Annotated in this window: 20 protein-coding genes and 2 pseudogenes; 12 read left to right on the top strand and 10 right to left on the bottom strand. The window is 49.3% G+C overall.

Annotated elements, in window-relative coordinates; genetic code table 11:
• The first annotated feature begins 70 nt into the window (after positions 1–70).
• Complete coding sequence (locus PLU01S_RS12850; protein WP_074826666.1) at positions 71–901, top strand: undecaprenyl-diphosphate phosphatase; 831 nt, start codon at positions 71–73, stop codon at positions 899–901.
• Between the two features lie 162 nt (positions 902–1,063).
• Here PLU01S_RS12850 and mqo read toward each other — a convergent pair whose 3' ends face one another.
• Entirely contained in the window at positions 1,064–2,554 is a 1,491-nt protein-coding gene (mqo, locus tag PLU01S_RS12855) for a malate dehydrogenase (quinone) (protein WP_073450725.1), read from the bottom strand.
• Between the two features lie 546 nt (positions 2,555–3,100).
• A complete protein-coding gene (locus tag PLU01S_RS12860) occupies positions 3,101–4,690 on the bottom strand; it encodes an ABC-F family ATPase (protein ID WP_074826795.1) in 1,590 nt (529 codons plus the stop codon).
• Here PLU01S_RS12860 and PLU01S_RS26400 point away from each other — a divergent pair.
• Positions 4,661–4,783: a hypothetical protein gene (locus tag PLU01S_RS26400; RefSeq protein WP_372238914.1), complete on the top strand. Its 123-nt coding sequence runs from the start codon at positions 4,661–4,663 to the stop codon at positions 4,781–4,783. The two genes, PLU01S_RS12860 and PLU01S_RS26400, sit on opposite strands and share 30 nt — an antisense overlap.
• Here PLU01S_RS26400 and PLU01S_RS26165 read toward each other — a convergent pair.
• Positions 4,730–4,917, bottom strand: a pseudogene (locus PLU01S_RS26165) (site-specific integrase); the annotation flags it as partial. The gene PLU01S_RS26400 and the pseudogene PLU01S_RS26165 sit on opposite strands and share 54 nt — an antisense overlap.
• A 154-nt stretch (positions 4,918–5,071) precedes the next feature.
• On the opposite strand from PLU01S_RS26165, the gene PLU01S_RS12870 reads away from it, so the two are divergent.
• Complete coding sequence (locus tag PLU01S_RS12870) at positions 5,072–5,485, top strand: hypothetical protein (protein WP_010798416.1); 414 nt, start codon at positions 5,072–5,074, stop codon at positions 5,483–5,485.
• Positions 5,486–6,304: 819 nt separating this feature from the next.
• On the opposite strand, the gene PLU01S_RS12880 is transcribed toward PLU01S_RS12870, so the two are convergent.
• Together PLU01S_RS12880 and PLU01S_RS26170 are read right to left on the bottom strand one after the other, a co-directional pair.
• Entirely contained in the window at positions 6,305–7,144 is an 840-nt protein-coding gene (locus tag PLU01S_RS12880; RefSeq protein WP_074826661.1) for a hypothetical protein, read from the bottom strand.
• Positions 7,145–8,037: 893 nt separating this feature from the next.
• The gene (locus tag PLU01S_RS26170) at positions 8,038–9,696 is read right to left on the bottom strand and encodes a glycoside hydrolase family 5 protein (protein ID WP_083397926.1); all 1,659 of its coding nucleotides are present in this window, start codon (positions 9,694–9,696) and stop codon (positions 8,038–8,040) included.
• Positions 9,697–10,034: 338 nt separating this feature from the next.
• On the opposite strand from PLU01S_RS26170, the gene PLU01S_RS12890 reads away from it, so the two are divergent.
• Positions 10,035–10,274: a hypothetical protein gene (locus PLU01S_RS12890; protein ID WP_074826660.1), complete on the top strand. Its 240-nt coding sequence runs from the start codon at positions 10,035–10,037 to the stop codon at positions 10,272–10,274.
• Positions 10,275–10,356: 82 nt separating this feature from the next.
• Positions 10,357–10,572, top strand: coding sequence for a hypothetical protein (locus tag PLU01S_RS25990; protein ID WP_125888442.1), 216 nt, complete (start codon positions 10,357–10,359; stop codon positions 10,570–10,572).
• Between the two features lie 355 nt (positions 10,573–10,927).
• Here the strand turns inward: PLU01S_RS25990 and PLU01S_RS12900 are convergent.
• Positions 10,928–11,446 (bottom strand): annotated as a pseudogene (locus PLU01S_RS12900) (tripartite tricarboxylate transporter substrate-binding protein); the annotation flags it as partial.
• Between the two features lie 817 nt (positions 11,447–12,263).
• Between PLU01S_RS12900 and PLU01S_RS12905 the strand changes: the two are divergent.
• Both PLU01S_RS12905 and PLU01S_RS12910 read left to right on the top strand, forming a co-directional pair.
• A complete protein-coding gene (locus tag PLU01S_RS12905; RefSeq protein ID WP_037030278.1) occupies positions 12,264–12,458 on the top strand; it encodes a hypothetical protein in 195 nt (64 codons plus the stop codon).
• A 142-nt stretch (positions 12,459–12,600) separates the two neighbouring features.
• Entirely contained in the window at positions 12,601–12,945 is a 345-nt protein-coding gene (locus PLU01S_RS12910; RefSeq protein WP_074826654.1) for a hypothetical protein, read from the top strand.
• Positions 12,946–13,012: 67 nt separating this feature from the next.
• Here PLU01S_RS12910 and PLU01S_RS12915 read toward each other — a convergent pair whose 3' ends face one another.
• The 4 genes from PLU01S_RS12915 to PLU01S_RS12935 form a co-directional block, all read right to left on the bottom strand.
• On the bottom strand, positions 13,013–13,237 hold the full coding sequence (locus tag PLU01S_RS12915; protein ID WP_074826650.1) for a hypothetical protein: 225 nt from the start codon (positions 13,235–13,237) through the stop codon (positions 13,013–13,015).
• Positions 13,238–13,826: 589 nt separating this feature from the next.
• Positions 13,827–14,306: a single-stranded DNA-binding protein gene (ssb, locus tag PLU01S_RS12920; RefSeq protein WP_074826648.1), complete on the bottom strand. Its 480-nt coding sequence runs from the start codon at positions 14,304–14,306 to the stop codon at positions 13,827–13,829.
• A 1,227-nt stretch (positions 14,307–15,533) separates the two neighbouring features.
• Positions 15,534–16,745 carry an MFS transporter gene (locus PLU01S_RS12930; RefSeq protein WP_010798400.1) on the bottom strand — a complete coding sequence of 404 codons (1,212 nt, stop codon included), beginning with the start codon at positions 16,743–16,745 and terminating at the stop codon, positions 15,534–15,536.
• Positions 16,746–16,766: 21 nt separating this feature from the next.
• Positions 16,767–17,957: an MFS transporter gene (locus PLU01S_RS12935; protein ID WP_074826645.1), complete on the bottom strand. Its 1,191-nt coding sequence runs from the start codon at positions 17,955–17,957 to the stop codon at positions 16,767–16,769.
• Between the two features lie 605 nt (positions 17,958–18,562).
• Here PLU01S_RS12935 and PLU01S_RS26325 point away from each other — a divergent pair.
• The 5 genes from PLU01S_RS26325 to PLU01S_RS12960 are packed head-to-tail and all read left to right on the top strand — an operon-like array spanning position 18,563 to position 22,796.
• On the top strand, positions 18,563–18,997 hold the full coding sequence (locus PLU01S_RS26325) for a type IV pilin protein (RefSeq protein ID WP_074826642.1): 435 nt from the start codon (positions 18,563–18,565) through the stop codon (positions 18,995–18,997).
• Positions 18,991–19,485 (top strand): pilus assembly FimT family protein, encoded by a 495-nt coding sequence (locus PLU01S_RS12945; RefSeq protein WP_010798396.1) that lies wholly within the window; start codon positions 18,991–18,993, stop codon positions 19,483–19,485. Before PLU01S_RS26325 ends, PLU01S_RS12945 begins: the two co-directional genes overlap by 7 nt.
• 58 nt (positions 19,486–19,543) lie before the next feature.
• Positions 19,544–19,882: a hypothetical protein gene (locus PLU01S_RS12950; RefSeq protein ID WP_139272271.1), complete on the top strand. Its 339-nt coding sequence runs from the start codon at positions 19,544–19,546 to the stop codon at positions 19,880–19,882.
• Positions 19,879–20,601, top strand: a complete 723-nt coding sequence (locus PLU01S_RS12955; RefSeq protein WP_074826635.1) for a PilW family protein — start codon at positions 19,879–19,881, stop codon at positions 20,599–20,601. Before PLU01S_RS12950 ends, PLU01S_RS12955 begins: the two co-directional genes overlap by 4 nt.
• Positions 20,577–22,796, top strand: a complete 2,220-nt coding sequence (locus PLU01S_RS12960) for a DUF342 domain-containing protein (RefSeq protein ID WP_139803982.1) — start codon at positions 20,577–20,579, stop codon at positions 22,794–22,796. Before PLU01S_RS12955 ends, PLU01S_RS12960 begins: the two co-directional genes overlap by 25 nt.
• Positions 22,797–22,806: the final 10 nt, after the last annotated feature.

Consider the following 22,806-nt stretch of genomic DNA (forward strand, 5'->3'; position numbering starts at 1 on the left):
TTGTAGACCTGACTCCCCAGTTGAATAAGCAAGCTAGCGCTGCTACCTCGGCAGCTATATGGAGAAACGAATGGATCTATGGAGTGCCATCCAGGCGCTAATTTTGGGCATCGTAGAAGGCTTGACCGAGTTTCTGCCGATCTCAAGTACAGGTCACCAGATTATTGTGGCCGACCTGTTGGGATTTGGTGGCGATAGAGCCATGGCGTTCAACATCATTATTCAGTTGGGTGCGATTCTGGCTGTCGTTTGGGAGTTTCGCCGCAAGATCATCGATGTCGTAGTCGGCCTGCCCCGCCAACGAGAGGCTCAACGGTTTACCGTAAATCTGATGGTAGCCTTCTTTCCAGCCGTCATTCTGGGCGTTGCCTTTGCCGATGCGATCCATGAATACCTGTTCAATCCCATCACGGTAGCCATTGCACTGGTTATTGGTGGCGTGATCATGCTGTGGGCGGAGCGGCGCCAACACAACACGAATATCGATCATGTCGATGACATGACCTGGGTCGATGCGCTCAAGATTGGCTGCATTCAATGCTTGGCTATGATCCCAGGTACTTCCCGTTCGGGGTCTACCATTATTGGTGGTTTGCTGATCGGCCTTTCTCGAAAAGCTGCAACCGAGTTTTCATTCTTTCTCGCCATGCCTACCATGGTCGGCGCCGCGGTCTATTCAGGCTACAAGTACAGGGATCTTTTTCAGCCCAGTGACCTGCCTGTATTCGCTATCGGTTTCATCACGTCCTTTATTTTCGCGATGATCGCCGTGCGTGGTCTCCTGAAATTTATTGGTAACCACAGTTATGCGATGTTCGCCTGGTATCGGATCGTCTTTGGTCTGCTGATCCTGGCAACCTGGAAGTTTGGCTGGGTGGATTGGACGTCTGCAGTGGCTTGAGTAAGGTCGCGAATCGAATGCCATGGAAGAGTTTCTCATGGCATTCGACAGTCACTGAGGGGGTATTCGGGGCGGGGTGGACGGTTGTCCAGTGAATACACGCTAGCTAGATATTCTAATTATTCTAAGAGGACGTGCTCAACACGTCCTCTTTCACCGATATTATCGGAGTTGCAAAACTTCATTACAGTGTGAACGCACGCGCTGAAGCAGCTCAGGGTCCTTATCCAGCGAACCATTGAGTGCCGGGAACATCCTCAATAACTGAGCCTGCCAGGCCTCACTCTTGTATTGCTCAGGGAAGCAGCGCTGAATGAGCGTAAGCATGATCGAGACTGACGTCGACGCGCCTGGAGAGGCACCCAGTAGCGCTGCAATCGATCCGTCCTGTGCCGACACGATTTCCGTTCCGAACTGCAGAGTGCCGCCCGTCTTGGGATCTTTCTTGATGATCTGAACGCGTTGACCTGCAATCTCAAGGCGCCAGTCATTCTTGTCCACTTCTGGATAAAAGCCCCGAAGCTCCTCGATACGCTGGTCGAACGTCTGCATGACCTGACCGATCAGATACTTGGTCAAGGGCATGTTATCCCGTGCCACAGCCAGCATGGGGCCCAGATTATTGGCTCGAATGGATTTAGGCAGGTCCATAAAGGAGCCTTGCTTCAGGAATTTCGTTGTGAAGCCTGCAAATGGACCAAACAGTAGAGATTTCTTGCCGTCCACAACACGCGTATCCAGATGGGGTACGGACATGGGGGGCGAGCCTACGCTTGCCTTGCCATACACCTTGGCCTGATGCTGACTGACCACTTCCGGCTTGTCACAGCGCAGCCATTGACCGCTCACCGGGAAGCCGCCATAACCGTGGCTTTCCGGTATATCGGATTTTTGCAGGAGTGGTAGAGCACCGCCGCCTGCGCCAAGAAAAACAAACCGGGCCCGTAAGGTGCGAGTTGCGCCGGTCTGGGTATCTTGGATGGTCAGTCGCCAGCGATTGTCAGGCTCGCGATGCAGATCGGTAACCTTCTGGTTATACGTAATCTTGGTACCCGGCTGCTTGGTCAGGTGATGGAGCAGGTTAGTGGTCAGTGCGCCAAAGTTCACGTCGGTACCGCTCTCAGTGCGTGTCGCCGCGATCTTTTCATTCGTGGTGCGTCCCTTCATCATCAGGGGCATCCACTCTTCAAGCTTTGCACGATCTTCGGTGTATTCCATCCCGGCAAACAAGGGGTTCGCCGACAATGCTTCGAAGCGCTTGCGCAGGAACGAAATATCCTTATCGCCGCGGACAAAGCTTAGGTGAGGAACAGGATTGATAAAGCTTCTAGGCGAATCGAAATGGCCCTGTTCGACAAGGTAGGTCCAGAACTGCTTGGACGTTTCGAACATGATGTTGATATCGATGGCCTTGGTAATGTTTACCGTACCGTCCTTGCCTTCCGGGGTGTAGTTCAGCTCGCAAAGTGCTGCGTGACCTGTGCCGGCATTGTTCCAAGGGTTGGAACTTTCGGCGGCGCCGGAACTGAGTAGCTCTAGAACTTCCACATTCAATGAGGGGTCGAGTTCCTTGAGCATGACAGCAAGCGTCGCACTCATGATGCCGGCTCCCACGAAAACGAGATCCGACTCTCCGCTACCACGTTGGGTCATTAATGGTACTCCTGAAGCACAAGGTCATTCTTGAATTATAAAGGCCAAGCCTTTTACGACTTGAGCCTGCATTACCTAGTTCAGATACCTCGAGCTCGCGTGCCAGGCACATCTGGCTGTGACGCGATGCAAAGCCACACCTTATCCATATGGGGCTTGAGGCATAAAACACAAACGGAAATACGTTATAAACAATCTTAAGCCAGATCGTAAGCAGACTAACAATGCTGACAGATAATTTTGTTGAAGACAGTCGGCGGCGATGATTAAGGAAACGAAGAATATCGCTGCGGTCAGGCATCATGGCTGCCTGATGGAAGGATCGAGTACACAACGACTCGATAAGGTGAGCGACGTAGGAAAAGGCATTTTCTCTTTTCAACAGCCGGACATACCGGAACATGCTTGAAATATCCGTTTCATGGGCGAATCGGAAAAGCATGGCGGATGATACAAGCGCGGAGCTCAGGATAAAACCCAAAAGCGGTGGACTTTTAATAAATCTCACCGCTTTTTGTAGCGTTATATACTAAAGGCTACATTGGCCTAGACAATTACGCCTTGGCTACGCAGGTAATCATCGTAGGTACCACTGAAGTCAGTAATACCTGTTTCGGTCAGCTCAACAATACGGGTGGCGAGCGAGGACACAAATTCGCGGTCGTGGCTGACAAAAATCAGTGTACCGGGATAGTTTTCGAGCGCCAGGTTCAAGGCTTCGATGGACTCCATATCCAAGTGGTTTGTCGGCTCGTCCATTACCAGTACGTTAGGCTTTTTGAGGATAAGCTTGCCAAACAGCATGCGACCCTGTTCGCCACCCGAGATGACTTTTACAGACTTCTGAATGTCATCGTTGGAGAATAGCATCCGACCTAGCGTTCCACGTACCAGCTGTTCTCCGCCCTGGGTCCATTGGCCCATCCAGTCGAACAGGTTGATATCGTCTTCGAAATCCTCAGCATGATCCTGGGCGAAGTAGCCAACCTCCGCGCTATCTGTCCACTTGACTTCACCTTTATCGACAGGCAACTCGCCGACAAGGCAGCGGAGAAGGGTGGTTTTACCAATCCCGTTCGGTCCGATAATGGCTACGCGCTCACCGGCTTCAATCTGAAGACTCAAGCGGTCAAAAAGCAGCTTGCCGTCATAGCCCTTGGCAACGTTCTCTAACGTTACAGCCTGGCGATGCAGTTTCTTAGTCTGTTCGAAGCGAATAAAGGGGCTTACCCGGCTGGAAGGCTTTACCTCTTCAAGCTGAATCTTGTCGATCTGGCGTGCTCGGCTTGTAGCTTGCTTTGCTTTGGATGCGTTAGCCGAGAAACGGCTGACAAAGGACTGAAGCTCGGCAATCTGTGCTTTTTTCTTTGCATTATCAGACAGCAAACGCTCACGCGCCTGGGTGGCGGCCGTCATGTATTCGTCGTAGTTGCCAGGAAACAGACGCAGCTCACCATAATCCAGATCGGCCATGTGCGTGCAGACGCTGTTAAGAAAGTGGCGATCGTGCGAAATGATGATCATGGTGCTGTTACGCGCAGTGAGTACACCTTCGAGCCAACGGATTGTGTTGATATCCAGGTGGTTGGTGGGTTCGTCCAACAGCAACACGTCTGGATCTGAAAACAGCGCCTGCGCGAGAAGCACGCGAAGCTTCCAGCCTGGCGATACGGCACTCATGAGACCAAAATGCTGTTCAAGAGGAATACCGAGCCCGAGCAGTAGTTCGCCTGCACGTGATTCGGCTGTGTAGCCATCCATTTCAGCAAACTGAACTTCAAGCTCGGCAACCGCCATGCCGTCGTCTTCCGACATTTCCGGAAGTGCATAGATGCGATCACGCTCGGCTTTAACCCTCCACAGCTCGGTGTGCCCCATGATGACCGTATCGATGACGGTAAACTCCTCATAGGCGAACTGATCCTGGCGCAGCTTACCCAGACGAGTATTCGGCTCCAACATGACCTGACCCGCTGACGGTTCCAGATCACCACCCAGAATCTTCATGAAGGTCGACTTGCCACAACCGTTCGCGCCGATCAGGCCGTAACGGTTGCTATTGCCGAATTTGACTGAAACATTTTCAAACAGGGGCTTTGCCCCGAACTGCATGGTGATATTTGCGGTGGAGATCAAGAGTCTTACCTGTCGCGGTGTCCAGACTGTCATAAGCGAGGCGAGGACCGATTCAAGGCCAATTTGAAGTTTTGCCAGCTCGTTGCAGTCTGATTGTGAAGAGATCCAGTGGCGTAAGGCGATAGCAGCAGTTGAACGCTATGACCCAGCTGACCGGTGATGAAAGCGGGATTCGTTCCCGACATTAGGCATATTGTGGCATAACTGTGCCTACAGTTATACGGTGGTCAATGATGAAGGTTTGGCTTAAAGGTGTACGGCAAGATTTATGGTTTCGACTCCTCCAACTGTTCATAGAAAGCGGTAGAAACCGGCGTAATCATATTCGGACTTCAATGTAAAAAATGTATTTAGCCTTTGAGCGGTTTGAAGAGACCAGTCATGAAGAGAAACGTCCTGTTAATTGCTATTGCTTTTGTGTGCTTGGCTGGATGTAGTCCAACCGAGAAGGATGCTATTGAAAAAAGTCAGGCGTTAGTCAAGAAAGAGCTGAAAGACCCAAAGTCAGCAAAATTTGGGTATACCTACTTTTTAGGCTCATTGAGTAGCGGGACTGGGGACGGATATGTATGTGGACGCTTAAGCGGGGTAGGCGTCAGGGAAACTGCTCCACGTTTCATGAGGTATGTTTCGTCAGTGTCAGTTAAAGAAAATACATTAGTTATAAATAATATATGGGTCGAGGCTCCTGACAATACGAGTATTTTAGGTACCAAAGAAACGATCTTTGATCGGCTCTATTGGAATAAATACTGTGTTGATGCAAGGCATCCAGCTAGCCAGTCAGGAATCTGAATATTAATTTTTGATATTGCGAAGTTTGTTATCTAGAGAAAAGTGAAAATTTTTGTAAATTCAACTTATTGATCTGGCTACGCTAATAAGAATACAGAGAGAAGTCATCGGGTTTCGCTGTTTATGTGCATAATAAAGTGGCTAGTAGTGATGCGCATTTCTAAAGTAATTCTTTTGGTTTTAAATGGCAGGATGTGACTCACATTGCTAGAAATAAGTATATGCCAAGGTGAAAATGTTAATATCGCCACCTTGGTATATTCTGGTTGCCTGATCGTGGCCTATTCTAGCTACGGGCATCTGGTTAAATGAAGCTCTCCATTTGGTATCTTCATTGACCATCCTGCCGGTTCTATTAGCACTTGAGAATAAAGTCCATCCATAGTTTTTTTAGCAGCTCACAGTCGGTCTCCAAATGATTTGTCTTGGTAAATTACCATCGTCGGCCTGCCTCTTTCGAATATTGAGCTTGCTTTCCAAACATAGGAAAAAACAATCAGTGCCAATAATGAATAGCATGCAATGCGCACATTCCTACCTGCGCTTTCGATAATAATCGAGAGTGCCAGAACAAAGCAAAGCATCGCAATCAAGTTTATTCCGACAAAATAACGGTCAGGGAACGTCGAGTTGTATCCGTTTAGCAGCGTCGTCAGTCCCCCGCGCATCTTGAATGTTAGCGCGACGTAGATGAACAGCGATGCAGCTGAGAATGCGAGTATAAACCACTTACCGTTCCTGCGGGAAAGGTAAAGTGCACATGCAATAAGTGTAATAAATACAACCAGTAAAACTATAGAAGTAACATCGGTCATGTTTCTATAAATTAAATGAACGAATGGGTAGAGCACACTCCTTGCTACAATCGCCTCTACAGCATGATTTTGGTCCCACGCTATAGGCAGCGACGAGCCTGGTCGAACGTTGTCCTTTACCGCGATAATGTAGGTTAGAGAAATCAAGCATAGTGGTGCTAAGCTTTTTAATAGTGGCGAGGAGGTTCCTGTTTTTTAGGAAGTAAAGCGCTGCGTATAGAAATACCAGTAACGCAACGACTGGGTTTGTTATCACGAACAAAACTAAAATCGCATCGATAGTAATAGTGCCGATAACTCCAAGCGTTTGGTCTCTTATCATCAGAAGAAAAATAGAAGCCAGTGGCAAAAAGAACCCTATTTGGAGAATCCTTCCAAATATTTCATTTCCATGCAGACCCACTGGAGCCATTACAATTAGAATGTAAAGCACGATTCTCAATGGGTGGCTGATAATACCTTGCGTAGCAAGGTAGCCAAGAGTAGCGATAGCGGCAAAAAAAGCATATGAAAATATAGCTATAAAGAAAGCCAATTCTTCTATGTGGCTTCCTGTAAAAATATAGCTTGTTTTTGCAGCTAGCCAAAGCATAGCGACATTTAGGACGACCTTATAATCAGGCCTTGCATTCCATGCAGTTTGTAGCCATCCATGCTCCATTCCCATACCTGTCCAAACACCATCTTCAGCAAACACAGTCGGATTGAGGAGTGGCTCTGAATTTCGCATAAAAAATAACATGAATGCTATTGCGAAAAAACTTATTGCTACAAGTACCGAAATTGCAGTAGATGACCTTAGCACTTTTTTGTCGTGCCCTAAATAAGATTCGTTAGTAAGCATGAGGACTTCCGATCAAAGCATGACTAGCATCAAGAAAGTGTTGAAAAGCCAAATTTTAAAATACGTTATTAAAGTCATCTGGCTGTTTGCTTATTCTTTATTAATTAAAAGAAATGGGGAGTTATAAAATCTATAAACTTTTGAAGTTGGGTATTTTCATTTCATATCCTTATTATTTGCTGAGGGATGTATAGTTTTTTTCGGAGTATAAAGACTGTCCGAGAGGTGTGAAAGAGTCTAGATGATTTATAATCTCAGTTCACCAGGCTGCGGGGGATAAAAATTGATTGCGGCTGTACAAGCTTGGAAAGCTTTCCACCGGCTTGCTTTCTTCAGCATGTGCTGCAGATAGAGGACCGGGGGAGCATTGGTTGTCTTTGGCATTGTATATGCGATAAGTGATTATCTATGCAATGCCGAGGGCTGACAAATTAGGGCATCGCTAGCAAGGGAAGGGCCAACGCAGCGCTTTGGACCGCTGGCTCAATGGCGAGAAAACGGCTTTTTATTGGTCCATGAGTATAGGTAAATCCATGCCCAAACTCATGCCGTTAAGGGGTTATTTCAAAAAGGTCTTTGTGATCGCCAGGGATCAGCGTTATCAGTCCGCAGCGCTAATTATATTGCAGGAAATCAATCGGGTCCGCCTGTACAGGCTTAGACGTGAGTCTATTTTATCCTAATTTTGCCGCTAGTTTTGCCTGGTTTTCAGTGATGCTGATCAGTGAGAGTTAAAACCTAGTGCATTACAGCTGAAATAAGTGGCTGGCTTAGTTAAAAGTGGATTATCGAAGGTCATGGCTGACTAGAAGCTGTTTTGAAATATGTATAAATTTTTTGGATTTCGAATCGTCACGCGAATCGTTTCGTGCGATTCGAAATACATATAAGCGTCAGGGTGTACGTCCTTCCTTATAGCCATTATTAATGTAATGCAGTGTTGCTAGGTAATTGTTAGAGCCATATGCGGCACGAAGATCTGCGTAATTTGCCAAATACTTATCTGCGTTGAAAGATAATTTCCTAGATTCTTTGTATCCATGCAATATATAGTGCTTGGTCGCCGCAGTAACGTTAGTTCCAAAGTTTCTTATAAGATCAGGATAGCTTGCGATATAAGATAGAGCATTAAAGGATACCGTTCTGCCTTCCCTATATCCATAAAGGATATAATGTCTGGCCGCAGCATTGGTGTCTGCACCAAAGGCTGTAATTAGATCAGGGTTTGAAGCTATATAGCTTAGAGGGTTGAATGACACAACCCGTCCTTCCTTGTATCCAGTATTGATATAGTGCTGCGTTGCAGCTTGAACGTCTGTACCAAAAGCAGCCGCTAAGTCCGGATACGATGCTATATAGTTTAGTGCATCAAACCCGGATAGTGACACAGAGATATTTGAAACAGGAGCCGTATTTGTAGGTGTGGCTTTTGGTATAGCTGTATTAGGTGTCGACGGGGTAATGACTCCTGCTCCTGATGGCAGAGCTGTAACAGGTGTTACTGCAGGTCCATAGGAAGAGCAGCTTGTATTATCGATATATTTTTTCAGTGTCGCCCACTGAGGGCGGTCTTGTCCGCCAACGGGTTCTACTGACAGGTTATATGTTCCCCAGCCAGGACCTGCTGCCCAGTAAGTTGCTGGAATGCAGTTCTGTCTTAGGTAAGCCAGCATGTTGTCCATAATAGTGAGCCAGCGGGGGTCGTTATCTGGAACGCCGAATTCTCCAATAAAGCCCCGTCTGCCGTTTTTCTTCAGCCATTCTATAAAGGGCTTAACACGCTCAACACCATATGTTGGGCTTAGGGTGCTAACGTCGACAGCGTCGTATGTGCCGCCAGCTCCCTCATCAAAGTAAGTATGTGCTTCGAAAATAATATTATTTGCAGGATCCTGCAGTTTGAGCAGCGGATCATTCCAGTATGCCCAGCGGGTGGCCTCAGCCCATCCGTTACCTTCGATCATGATGGGGCGAACATTATCTATACTGCGAACACCATTAATCCCATATTGAGCGGCCGTTGGCCAATAGGCTAGGGCATCATGAGGCTCGTTCATGATGTCGTAAGCATACAACGATGGTTGGGTGCTCCAGCGCTGTGCAATCCTGGCCATGATGTCCTGATATCTCTGATAAGGCACACCACTTGTACCAATAATCTGTCCCCGATAACGCATGTAGTTATGCAGGTCCAGAATTACCTTCATGCCATATTTATTGGCAAGATTAAACGTACCATCTATCAAGGCAGCGTAAGTCGGATCCAGCGGCCCACCTAGGGTAGGCTGAAGGCGTTCCCAAAGAATAGGAAAGCGAATCAGCCGTATGCCTTTGGCGCTCCATTGCTGAAAGTAAGGCTCTGTAGGAAAAATGTAGTTACGGCCGTTTACGCCAGGCAGCACTTGTCCTGCAAACCCTGCTCCAGACATATTCAGACCTATCAACTCTACGGATGCCTTAGCAGTTTCGGTTTGGACGGTCAATAAAACAAAAAATGACAGGAAAAGCGGCGCTTTTCTGATAAAGCCGGACAGATAAAAAAGTATATTCATTGCTCACACCTAATACGGACAACGGAGCGCACGTCTGCTTATCGTCAAAACCGGCCGAAAATTTAATTTGATGGTTTTTTGACAGAATAGAGCTTGAGTAATAGTGCCTCAGTGTTCTAGCAATACTCAGGCCAGGCTTTAGAGTACGGCTGCGTTTGCTGGCGAAAGGCTACAAAGAATGCATCACTACCTTTTGTGCGGTTGCTAGCCTAATGATGAGCTTGTCTTTTCATGCTTTAACTATTCATGATCTTTTGATCATATCGGGGTATGAGTAGGTTAGGTATAACGTTCAAGTGATGTGTAGTTTCATTCCTAAGCTCAGGAGGCTGCCCGGTATGCTTTACGGTGATCAACAAATCATGGTGGCGTTACTGTCCCGTTTGAATCGGAACCAATTAGCGCTCGGCGCAGCGGTTGAGGAGCTTGCAATTTGGATTGATCAGCGCGGGTCAACCGATGTGTCAGGTCGTGCCATGGAGCATCTTGAAGAGCTTGCAGCAAATGCTGATTTCATTAGTGAAGCTCTTCTGACGCTTATGGATAGTGCCCAGGACAAGCACCAGAGTGACTCCTAGGAAAGAAACGCCGTAGAGCCTCTCGCCTTGCACTTATTGGCCATGTTGAGGGTCCCACTTAGTCCAGACAGGAGGATCCAAAATGAAACGAGCAGCATGGGTGACGAGTATCTTATTCGGGGCATTGTTGGCGACTGGCTGTGTACCGTGGGGCAAAGATCAAGGGGGCGGAGATGTCAGTCCGCAGGAGCAAGGTGGTGCGGCAGGTGGACCTGGAGGTGCGGGCAGCGGTATGGGCGGCACTGGCGGGGCGGGCGGATCTTCATCCGGCTCGGGCGGCGGATCAGGCAGTCGCTGAGTTTATTCCTTCACAAGAGAAATAATGTTTGGAAGCAGCTCCTTATACACTGGTACGAAGCACGCAGTAATAAGGCCTGCTTCGAAGAGAGTATTCATAAGTGCTGACTCAGCTTGTTGAAACCCGACCGATGAGTCGGGTTTCGCTTTCGTATCAAGCTGGTCTTCACGTTGTCTAAGCTTATGTGCCTGCTGATTGTGCAGATAGGCCCTCAAACAGGCTGCCGAAGCGTTGCTGGTCAAGTTCAGAATCTATCCGTTGTGACGCTTAGGCGCTATTGCTCAGCTTGCTTATACTTAACCCTGTTATGAGCTTACCGGAATAACCATTTTCATCAGTAATGCGGTGTTTGAATCTACTCGGGTAAAAGAGAAACCTGAGTAAGCAGATAACGCTTTTGCAATTCCTGATAGTCCTGGGTCTGCTGCATACCGGCTACTTTATTAAATAGGTCGGAAATCGTTGGGTCTGGTGTATTAGCTGACACGAACCATCCAATCCAGCCATTTATATCCATCGGCATACCTTGCCCAGTGAAGGTTTTGACGGCCGGCCAGTTAGGAAGGCGATCTTTGCTGGTTACAGTAAGAGCGTGTACCTTTCCTTCTGCTCTACGGCTGTTAACCTGTCCGCATACAAATATCGTGGCGGCCAATCCTCCGTCGAGTAGGTCGTCGATAATAGCTGTGGTGTGACTGTATGTTTGCATGCGCAGAGCAATTTCTTCTTCGAAGCCCAACATCAAGCCTGCCAGATGACTTTGAGACCCATACAGGGCTATACCTACATCTCGGAAGTGTGGTTTTTTGCTAACCCAGTCGACATAGGCAACCACGCTCTGGATAGACTGCGGAGCTGCTGGCCCTACAGCAAGAGCATAAGTGTAGTCCCTAACAAGGCGAGGGGCGTAAAGTCGTTGATCGGGTCATATTCGATCGAGTCATAAACATTGGGAAGTAGGCTCATTGAGGCTGAAACGGCTTGGAGAATAGTTGTGCCGTCTGGTGTTGCCTGCTTGGCTAGTGCGACTAGCCAAACGTGTGTTCTGCTCACTGATGATCTGCAAGCAGTACTCAAATGGAGCTTGTTTGGAGAAAACAGGCTATAAGCGCTCAGCCATTTCGGTACTGAATGCTTCTTTTGGCTGACCAGTTTTACATTGCTGGACTTCTGGGCCTCCAAGGAAGTTAATGAAGCACCTAGAAGGGCGACCCAGATCCATACAAAAAATGTCTTCGACTGATGATGACGTGGCTCTTGTACTGACCGATGAATACTCAGAGGCAAGCGCTAGGGCTGCTGGTATTTCAGGGTAGTTCGAGCTATTGAATACGCTAATTGGTAGCGCGTTAAAATACTCTCAAATTACTTTCAGACGTAATTATGCATTTAGTCTGTATTATAAATAAGAATTATTTGTATTTCTGAAGCGCCGATGCGTAACTTTGATGGTGGGATATACAAAGCCTTTCCTGCACATCGACAACTCTGCCGCAATAGTCGGTTAAGCAGTACTTTATTTGGTGTAAAACAGAGAGTATTGAAAGAAACGCGCGCTATCCTGATCGATAACCAGCGATCTTGAAATCGGTACTGAGTGTCGGGTTGTGTTTTCGATCACTCAAATCTTGAGTATCCTTACACGTTTAACGTTGTAGTTCGCTCTGTACGGAATAGTCTGGAGCGGCTGAGTGTATATGGGAAAATGGATCAACCTGAAGCGCAATCTCCAGATAGAGGGGTGGGCGTTTCTATTGGCGTTTGGCTGTATTTTCTTTGGATTCAGGCACAGTTACTGGCTGTGGATGCTGGTCCCGTTGTGTCTAGGGTTGGGTGTTGATTGGCATCGACTGATGCCAGACAAAGATCCTGAAGAACTACCGTGACACTTAGCCAATCTGACGCGGCCGCACCAATACTGTTGATGCAGCTTTCATTCGAACATCTTTCTTGACGTTAATTGATCGAGACGGCTCCAGAGGTTCTGGATTCGTATTTAATCAATGGAGCGGTTTAGCCGGGGTAGGCATGAAGCGTTTAGTAGTAGTTATCAGCCTTGCTTTAACAGGTTGCGCTGGGGTTGGCGATATTGAAAAGGTACAGCCTTCTCTAGCGGGAAGATCAAATAAAGATCCAGATGCCTTTATGGAGTGCCTGATGACAGACCTGTCTGTCAATCAGTCAAAAGTTATTATTGAGAGGAAGGGAGGTAGTATCAAGGCCCTGGTTCCTCAAGGGTTGGCCTCGCCAGCTCCGGCACTGGTTATTGCTGACAAGACTTCGCATGGGACTAAAGTCGTCCTGCGAGACGGCAAGGCGAATAATCCCTTTCCTTTTGCTGGAATCAGAAGCACCGTATCAGGCTGCTTGTAAATAGCGATAGCGATCATTAAGCCTTTTAAAAACAAAGCTCCACATGCAGTGGAGCTTTGTTTTACGGTTAGCGATAACGACGATGAGAAACATCGAAATCTGTTTTCGCCGTCAGGCTCATGTCAACACTGCGCTGGTCGTTGACATTGGCCGCTAATGACATGTCAGCCGATGGCCTACACTGCTCAAGACAGGAGTCTCCATCATACGCCCACCATACTGTCATACTGAAAGCGGCAAGAAATAGCCAGCTCAGCAAATTACCGGTCTCTACTTTTGACGACTCGTTCATAACGTTTCGCTCCATGAATACGCTAAGGATGATGGCATTTTGGCGCCGCTCTCTTTTTACTCTTAACGTTTGAAGTTGGCTAGTGCTTGTTTGACAATTAACAGCGTCTTTTAAAAATATGTGGAACAGGTTAAGTTAGTTGCGTAGCTAACTTCTCATAAGGGCTTTGCCTAATGGATTGCACGAAAGAAGAAGGGGCTCTAGGTGTGACTAATGTTAACTCTTAACTATCACTAACTGGATACAAAATCAGCCAAGCCTAATACAGAAATAACCCCTGCATAAAAAAGCAGTGCGTAAGCAAAACTTGTCCAGATGAGTCGACGGCGAAGTTGTATGCGGGTCATAAAGCATTCCTTGCTGAGTAGAGATAGAGCGGAAGCGTGAGTCAGCTGGGCGACAAAACGAAGTGATGAAGCTGATCTGCCAGCTATGACCATAAAAATTTAAAAGCGCTGCACAGCGGGCGAAAAAAATTAGCTCAAAAGGTGAATGACACATCATTCACCGCCTGAGAAGCGATGTGCGTATGCCCTGAAGAACTGAGAGCCAGCCATCACATGGCAGAAGAAAAGGCGCCTAAGCGCCTTTAGAAGGGAATATCATCATCGAAGCTGTCGTAGTCTGGAGCCGGCTGGGTTGAGGGCTGCGGCTGTGTAGGCCTACGGGCTTGCCCAGAGGGTTGTTTGCCGGATTGTTGGTTACTCGATGGTTCGTTATCCCCTCGGCCGCCAAGCAGTTGCATGGTACCGCTTATGTCGACGATAACTTCAGTCATGTAGCGGTCTTGCCCGTCTTGGCCCTGCCACTTTCGTGTGCGTAACGTACCCTCTACGTAAACCTGTGACCCTTTGCGAAGGTATTCGGCGGCTATCTCGGCCAGCCGGCCAAAAAAAACGACCCGATGCCACTCGGTTCGTTCTTGCAACTGACCACTCTGCTTGTCCTTCCAACTTTCACTGGTTGCAAGGGTGATATTGGTGATGGGGTTACCATTGGGCGTATAGCGGATTTCGGGATCGGCACCTACATTACCAATGAGAATAACCTTGTTGATACCTCTAGCCATTCGAAACCTCACAGTCAGCACTAGGGCTGCGGTCTTTTGTATACATTACTGATGTCCATACGTATAAGCCGACTATTTTAGTTTGCCCATCGATACGTTCAATCATTCCTGAAAACTGAAGTTGAGAGTTGCTCAGTAAGCTGACATCAAAACGGTCAGAAGCGTGCTTTATAATTAACTTGCGCGCTAGTTATAAATTTCCGAAGTTCTAAGTCGTGCTTTACAGATATGGGGTCGAGAGGGTTAAAAACAATATCAATTGTTTGGGTTGTATGGACCGCTTGTCGCTTTTTCAAGTGTTTGGATCGTAGAGTAAGAAATATAAGCTGGCGTTTTTCAGGTCATTAATGAAATTACGAAGCCCTGATATGAATTTATATAGAAAATTCCATTTCTAAAAAACATGGGCATTAAGCGGGTGCCTGATGTAGGGGCTTTTTCAAAACAAGCAGCCTAGGCGTAAGCTTTATTAATGGCTTAAGTGCGGAAGGGGTTGTTATTAATCACTTGGATATGGGAGCCATGCTCTGTTGGCTCCTTATGGCACCAGCGGCAAAGCTTTTAGACTAGTGGCCATTTGATAGCGTCTGGTGATTGTATAATGGGCTCTCCTGGATCGACGTAGCGTTGAATGCTTTGAGTCTGATATTCATTTCAGCTTTGGGATAGGTGGCCGTTAAATTGACATTGAGTCAACGTTTCGGCTTACCCGATAAGATTGTCCCGGTTGTTTGTATGGCCAGGCATCTTCAAAGGAGTCATTAATTGTCTTTTATTCGTGTTGGGCTCTATGGGTTTTAGACTTTTTGCCATGCCTGTATTGGTGCTGTTGGTAGGCCAGGCTGTTTCGATCGTTCTTTTCGTTTGGGCGGGTAACGTTGAAGCGCTAGTGCTTTTGGATCTAGCGATTACTGCCAAGCTGATTAGCTTGATGATGTGGTTGGTAAGTTTGTCGATAGGTCTGTCGTGGCTGTTAACACGCCTCCAAAAACTGCTGCGCTGGAAAAAAGGAAGGCTGCATGGAGGGTGTATTCATTGTGAAGGCTTGTTAAGCCATCACGATGATGAGCACGGGTTCTACAGTAAGTGCTTGATGTGTAATGCGAGGCATTATTAATAATATCTTGCTAACTTGGCCCGAAGCTTTTACGCCATAGGTTGTTAGTGTGTGCTGAACGAAAGTATCCAGCTGGCATACGTATCAGCTGGATACTTTCATCTGTAAGCCTAGCTTGGCCGATCCTGCCTGGCGTTAGGTGTTTCCATAGCGCGCTGCGCCTGTTTGAAAAGATAAAGGCACAGCAGAAGTCCGGCTAGAGACATTATTGCAGCAAAGAGATAGATGGAGTTGAAGCCAAACGCATTGGCAATGCTGCCGGCTACGGGGCCGGTAATTCCGAGCGACATGTCTAGGCACAGTGAGTAGGCACCTAGCGCAGCGCTTCTGTTAGTGGCGGGGACCTTTACAATGGCCTCTACACCCAGGGCGGGATAAACAAGCGAGAGGCCAAAGCCTGCTAACGCGGCTCCTGCCATGGCCATGCCGGGTGAAACGGCTAGCCACAGAAGCAGCAGACCTAGTGTTTCCACGATAAAGCAGGCAATGGCGACGGGGTAGCCGCCGAAGCGGTTGACTGTTCCTGCAAATAAAAGACGGGCGCAAATGAACGCAGCACCAAATGCGGTTAGGCTATAGGCAGCGTTAGGCCAGCCATGGCTGCCGTAGTACAGCGTAATGAACGTCGCGATGGTGCCAAAGCCAATCGAGCTTAACAGTAGACCCAATCCATAAGGACTGATGCGCCAGAAGACGCGAAGAAAGGGGAGGCGCTCGCCAGGAATGACAGGAGCTGGCTCTTTATTCCAGGCCAGGGCCAAGCCGATGGCGGCCAGTAAAACAATGCTTACACCCAGGCTCCAGAGTCCCAGGCTGCTTACCATGGCAACGCCTAGCGGAGCACCAATGGCCAAGGCGCCGTAGGCTGCGATCCCGTTCCAGGAAATCACCTTGCTGACGTGCTGCATCCCAACACTGCCCATGCCCCAGCTCAGCGAGCCTGTACCAATCAGTGCCTGGGCGCATCCTAGAAAGACTCGCCCTATGATAAGCAGCACCAGGCTTGCAACCTGAAAGTCCTGTAGCAGAGTTGAGATGAAAGTCAGGATGCCACAGATGCCGCAGCCAAACAGCCCTGCGATTACGCCTTTCTTGGGGCCGATGCTATCAGCAATCTTGCCTGCAATCGGGCGCGTAAACAGGGTGGCGATGTATTGGATGCTGATGGTCAGGCCTGCCATGACCGACCCAAAGCCCAGGGTGTCATGGACATATCCGGGCAGGATGGCAAGCGGTAGACCAATGGCCAGAAACGTCAAAAAGCTGAAAACGACGATTGAGGCGATACGCAAGGTAATGGCAACGGATTCTGAAGCGTTCATCAGTAGGTAAGGCCTCCCGGCTCAGACGTTAGGATTCCGTTTTAGCAGCGTGATACTCAATGCCAAGCCCATTAACGACGCCAGGGCTGCGCTTAGGAACATGATGGAATAGCCAAAGTTCGCTGCAATGGCCCCAATCAATGGACCCGTGATACCTAATGAGAGATCAATGAAAACTGAGTAGGCGCCCAGCGCCGAGCCTCGGTTCGCGGCTGGCACCAGCCGGACGGCCTCGACACCCAGTGCAGGAAATACCAGGGAAAAGCCAAATCCGGTCAGGGCTGCGCCTGCAAGCGCAAGGAAGGGTGTCGAGGCCTGCCAGAGCATCAGTAATCCGAACGTCTCAACGGTCAGGCAGACAATCGCTACCCGAAATCCGCCTAGTCGATTGATGGCATTGGCAAACAAGAGGCGTGCACAGATGAAGAAAAAGCCGAATACGCTTAGGCAAAAGGCTGCGTTGTCCCAATGACGGCTGCTGTAGAAGAGTGTGATGAAGGTTGCGATGGTTCCAAACCCGATTCCGCCTAGGGCAAGGCCCATGCCATACGGAGCAACCCGCCCCAGCACATTGAGAAAGGGCATGCGTTTACCAGGCACAATTGCAATGGCAGGTTTAGGTCTGGCCAGGTAGAAGCCTAGCAGGGCAAGCAAAAGAATGCTGACACCCATGCTCCATAGGCCCAGACCATTGACCAGCATGACGCCCAAGGGTGCGCCAACGGCCAAGGCCCCATAGCTGGCGATGCCATTCCAGGAAATCACCTTGGCCGTATGCGCCGCCCCGGTACGACCAATCGCCCAACTGATGGCTCCCGTGCCTACAAGACTTTCCGAGCAGCCCAGGATAAGGCGTCCTGCCAGCAAACACCCTAAGCTGATTGAGGGTGCGTTCTGTAAAAGCGTCGATGCCAGCATGAGCGTCCCACTGATGCCACATCCAGCCATGCCATAAATGACAGCTTGCTTGGCGCCTATGGTATCGATGACTTTACCAGCATGGGATCGTGAGAGAAGCGTAGCGAGGTATTGACTGCTAATGACGAGTCCGGCGACGACCGAGTTGAACCCCAACTGGTCGTGCACATATTTGGGCAGGACCGCAAGTGGAATCCCGATGGTCAGATAAGCAAGGAAAGTAAAGAGGACAGTTGAAACGACTACAAGCGTAATTGCAAAAGGTCGCTGTGATTGGGACTCGGTGTTCGACATGGACAACAAAAGCGTTCCTGAATGTTTGAACTGTTTATTGGATCATTAGCTAAGCATCCAATAAAGCGATATTACCGTGTAGACGCTGCTGAGCAGGGTTTCGTTACGTAAGCCACTGCATGAGGTATTTGCCGTATTAAACCGTTATCAGATGAGAGGCCTGAAAGCTATACCTCATTTCAGAACACAGATTAAAAAGTTAAAGTAATTTCCAGGATTATTTAATTTATATAGATTAATCAGCTACTTAATGAATAAAGTTAAAGCTGGAAGTAAGTATTTGATTGAGGAAAGGGTCCTTCTGGCTAGACTGTTTTCTGGCAGCGTCTTCCGCTTCGCTAGCTTTGCGCCAGAATATTGTCATCAACGACTTGCATCATGGCGCTTTACCAGCTTCTCTTATCGTATATGCATAAAGTTTGAAGGTGCTCTGGCCCTTTATTGATGCTGTGTCCAGCCTGAAGCAGAACAACAGTTTGCTTAGCTGGCACAGCATTTGAATAGGTATTGGTAGTTGGCTGTATAACGATCAATGGTTCAGGGAAAGTCCGAACACTGTTCGGAATTATCGTGCATGGACGTTAAAGAGACGTAGGTTCAAACACATGCATAAGCATATCGATACTCGCCGCAGCGGCGGTTTTACACTTATCGAAATTCTGATTGTGGTCGCCATAGTCGGCATCCTGGCGGCTATCGCGGTTCCGTCCTACAGCTCGTATGTCACCCTCAGCCAGATCAAGACAGCGCAGGGCGACCTTGTGGCGCTTGGACTTAATATGGAGAACGTGCGGCAGCGTACCCTGAAATATTCCTCTGCGCCGGTTACAACGACCACAGCTGCCACACAGGCGCTGTTCAATGGCAAATGGCAGCCTGCTCAGGGTGCGGATTTCGAATACATGATCACTCAAGTCACCGATACGGCCTATACGGTATCTGCCCGTGGCAAGAGTGCCAAGTTGAGCACCTGTACACTTACATTGACAAGCAAGAACGAACGTACCGCGACCGGGTGCCCAGGAGTGACATCATGGTAAAACAGGCCAAGGGTTTCACCCTGATCGAACTAATGGTTACGTTGGCTGTGATGAGTATTCTTTTGATGGCAGGCGTTCCCTTGACTCAGGGATGGTTGAACAGTGCTCATCAGCGTGATGCTGCCAGTGTTCTTCAACAGGGAATTGCGCGGGCCAAGGCGATGGCATTGAGGAACCCGGCGGGCGTCGTCGGAGCGGATAAACCTGCTGCCTTGCTCTGTTTGAACGACACTTCTTTGGTGCTGGCCCAGCCAGTTGCCGGGCAAAGCGCCTTTAACTGCGGGCAGGTGGGTAATGCCCAGGTTGTATGGAGCAGTGCGCTACCCAAACAAGTTACCATCGAGTCCGACAACAAGTCCTTCCAGTGCGTCGCATTGGATAACCGAGCGCTACCTTTCCAAAGTAGCCCGTCGGGACTTGATTGTGCCACGGTGGATCTGGCAGTGAAGGCGGGTCGAGAAGATGCGCTTCCGATCACCATCATTTAATGGCAGGTCTTGCCAGCGCGGCGATACGCTGATCGAGGCCCTGGTGGGTGTCTTGCTGATGTCAATCATAGGCATCGGCATGATTCATATCGCCACGCGTATTCAGCAGACGCAAACAGACCTGCATATCCAGAACTATATCGTGGTGCAAATGCGCAACCTGCTGCATGTCTATGGAACAACGCTCTGTCCAGGTAATAGCGCCAATAGCAAAGCCATTGTCTATTCACCCATTGATGGTTCCCCATTTCCACTGGATGTGGAATGCACGACGACGTCGGGTGCTATTTCGCTGGGTGGACGCACGGTAGATGCGTCTCCTCAACACGTTATGCTACAGACCCGTGCCATGGATCAGGAGGTATTTGGTCTGCCCATTCAGGTGGGCGATCTGTGACAGGCAGTCGTCAGAGGGGATTCAACCTGATCAGCCTCATGATAGGCATGGTAATTTCGCTGATTACCATACTGGCGATGTTGTCGCTATACCGGACCCTGGTAGGTGTAAGTGTAGAGTCGGCAAGCCTGGCTAAGGTGGAGGGGCAGAAAGCCTCGGGACTTTTGACTGCACAGATCGCTTTGCAACAGGCAGGGTTTGGTTTGCCGGTAACTGGTACCAAGCGACCTCAACTAGGTACGGATCTGGTCTTCATCCGTGATGCAGTGCTGTCCAAGGCAGACGAAAACAATGTGCGCAAATTATCGGGTGGAACGGTAATCGATTTTACCAAAGCGGACCCGATTAAAGGGTCGTTGGGAAACGCGATTATCTGGGGCTTCAATGCCAGCACCATTACGGCTGCTCCGATCGCGGATGCCTATCAATGCAGCGGTCTGGTCTCGACTTCCTCAGGGCTTGTACTGCTCAAACCCATGAAGTGCACAAGTGCGAAGGTGTGGGCATCGCTGGATTGGATCATGGCTGCCCTGATCAACGAGATGGGCAGCGATACACAGGGCGCCTATATGCAAGTGGTCGAAGCGACGTGTTGGCCTTTTAGTACAAATGAAGGGGTTCATGCGGTACAGGTGCGTTTTCCTGTATTGGATCTGGAGCCGCAGCCTGAGCCGCTGACGATTAGTTTTACCACGTGCCTGTCGAATTTCGCGCCATGATTAGCTTTCCGGCTCGCCAAAGAGGTATCGCCTCACTGATGGTCATTCTGCTGACTGGAATGACGCTGACCATTGCAGCGCTAGGCATGATGTACATGGTGCAAGGCACGCAGGAGCGGCAGCTGGCGGTTCATGCAACAACGCCAGCCCAGTTGAAGGCCTGGACAGGCGTGGAGCTGCTGAGGCAATTTTTGACAAACCGATCTACAAACGATCTGGAGGCGCTTGCGGCGGGAGAAATTGCTGTGGGTGGTACGACAGGGATCAAGGTCGAGCTGCTTTCCAAGACAAAGCCGCAAAGCGGTCAATATCGAATCGTAGCGAATGTTACAGGTAGAGCGGCTGACTCCACGGCTATCGTGCAGGCAGTCTATAATGTCAAGCCGCTGGATTACATTACAACCGCCCCAGGCACATCGACGGGCTCGACCAGTCCGGCACCTGTAAACACGCCGGCTACCGTGCCGCCGCTCATTCGCACCAGTACCGACTTGAACCTTGGGAGTGGCACTCTTATTTTCACCGGCCCCCAAGAGGCTAACGTCAGTGTTAACGGCAAGGTCAATCTTAGCGGCAACGTACAGGGACTGGATGCCATCAGCGCAACGGACGACATCGTAATAGGTGGCACAACATCGATGAGCGCGTTAACAACCAGTGGCAATATCACGCTGAATGACGCTGCTTCAGCACTGACCGTTAGGGCGATGAAAAACGTGACGTTAAACGACTCAGCCAGTAGCGCTAACGTTACGGCCAACGGAACCATTACCCTTAATGGTTTCCGGCAGGCCTCGCTGGCAACTGCTGCCGGTTTGGTTAAAACGACTGCTGTGAGTGTTGCAAATGCGCTTGGGACCGTGACAGTAAAAAGTGGTGCTGTCAGTACGATAAATACACAGGCGGATATTGTCTGGACCAGCAGCGAGGCGTCAAGGGCGCTCAATGCCAACGGTAGAGTCATCTATTCAGGTAGCAATAATGGCACGGTCATTAACAATCAGGGTGATGTGCAGCTGACCAGTGCTACGGTGCAAGCTGTCAAGACTCAGGGCTCTACAACGTTAGACACTAGTACAATCGCCAATCGACTGGATGGTCGAGGCAGTCTAGACGCCCGAAACAGAAGTGCGGTCTCGGCCGGAATAGTAGGCGGAAGCATTACCGCGGACCCGAATTCGAAATCACGGATAAACGTAATCAGCACTGCTGGCTATTCAGTGGCCGTACCAGCAGTAACCGTCACTGCCGTTACTGCGCCTACGTCCGCTCAAGTTAGCAAGGTAGATGCCTATGCCTTGCGCAGTAGTGCCAACTATGAATTCGAGATGGTAGGTACTCAGCGCAAGGTTACCGTCAGAAATGTACAAGGTATCGCTGACGGCACTTATTACCTAGGGAACTACCCTTCCACCTTGCTGCGTGGCTACAGGGATTATCTCTGTACCGCAGTTGGCAGTGACGGCTTTTGTACGGTGCCCGCTCAGCCCAATCGTACGCTGTGCCAGGGCGAGACATCTTTCAATGGATGTATTACCTACCAGCAGGGCACATGGTATCTGGGTGGGCGAACGCTGGCGCCGGGCGTACTGTGGTTCAAGGGTAATCTCGATGCAGGCAGCGGTGTCTATTACAACTCCATGATTGCAACGGGAAACATAAGGACTTCCGGCAGAAACAAGACGGTTGCCGTGAATTATGCCGGATACGGTCCTGTCTGCACCGCAGTAGCTCGGCAAGAAGACGGGCTCGCTATCAGTAATGATCTGAAAGGACTGTTTCCACGAAACCTGTGTGATACCGCTGCCGGTACGTATAAGCCTTCAGCCGAAGGTAATCTGGCCTTTCTAGCAGGCAGCTATGAAGGAGGTTCGTTTGTAGGCGGTACTATTACGCTGGGTTCGAACCTTGATCTGTTTGTTAATGATGTATATGGCAGTGTCGTGGCGGGCAACAATGTCGTAACCAATAGCACTACCCGGGTTCACGGTACGCTGACCTCTGCCTCCCAGGGAGGGGCCACCCAACAGATGGGAGGCACTACGACGATTGATACCTCTGGCTGGCCTGCAACCTATTCTCCTGAGCAAGCCCCCGGAAATGCACCTGTAGGGACAGGAGGGATGACAAACGGCTCAATGTATGACGGACGACCCGGCCCTACGGTAGAGATGGTCTGGACGCGTTATTTATAAGGCTTCCGAA

Source organism: Pseudomonas luteola NBRC 103146, from assembly GCF_002091675.1.
Taxonomy (GTDB): domain Bacteria; phylum Pseudomonadota; class Gammaproteobacteria; order Pseudomonadales; family Pseudomonadaceae; genus Chryseomonas; species Chryseomonas luteola.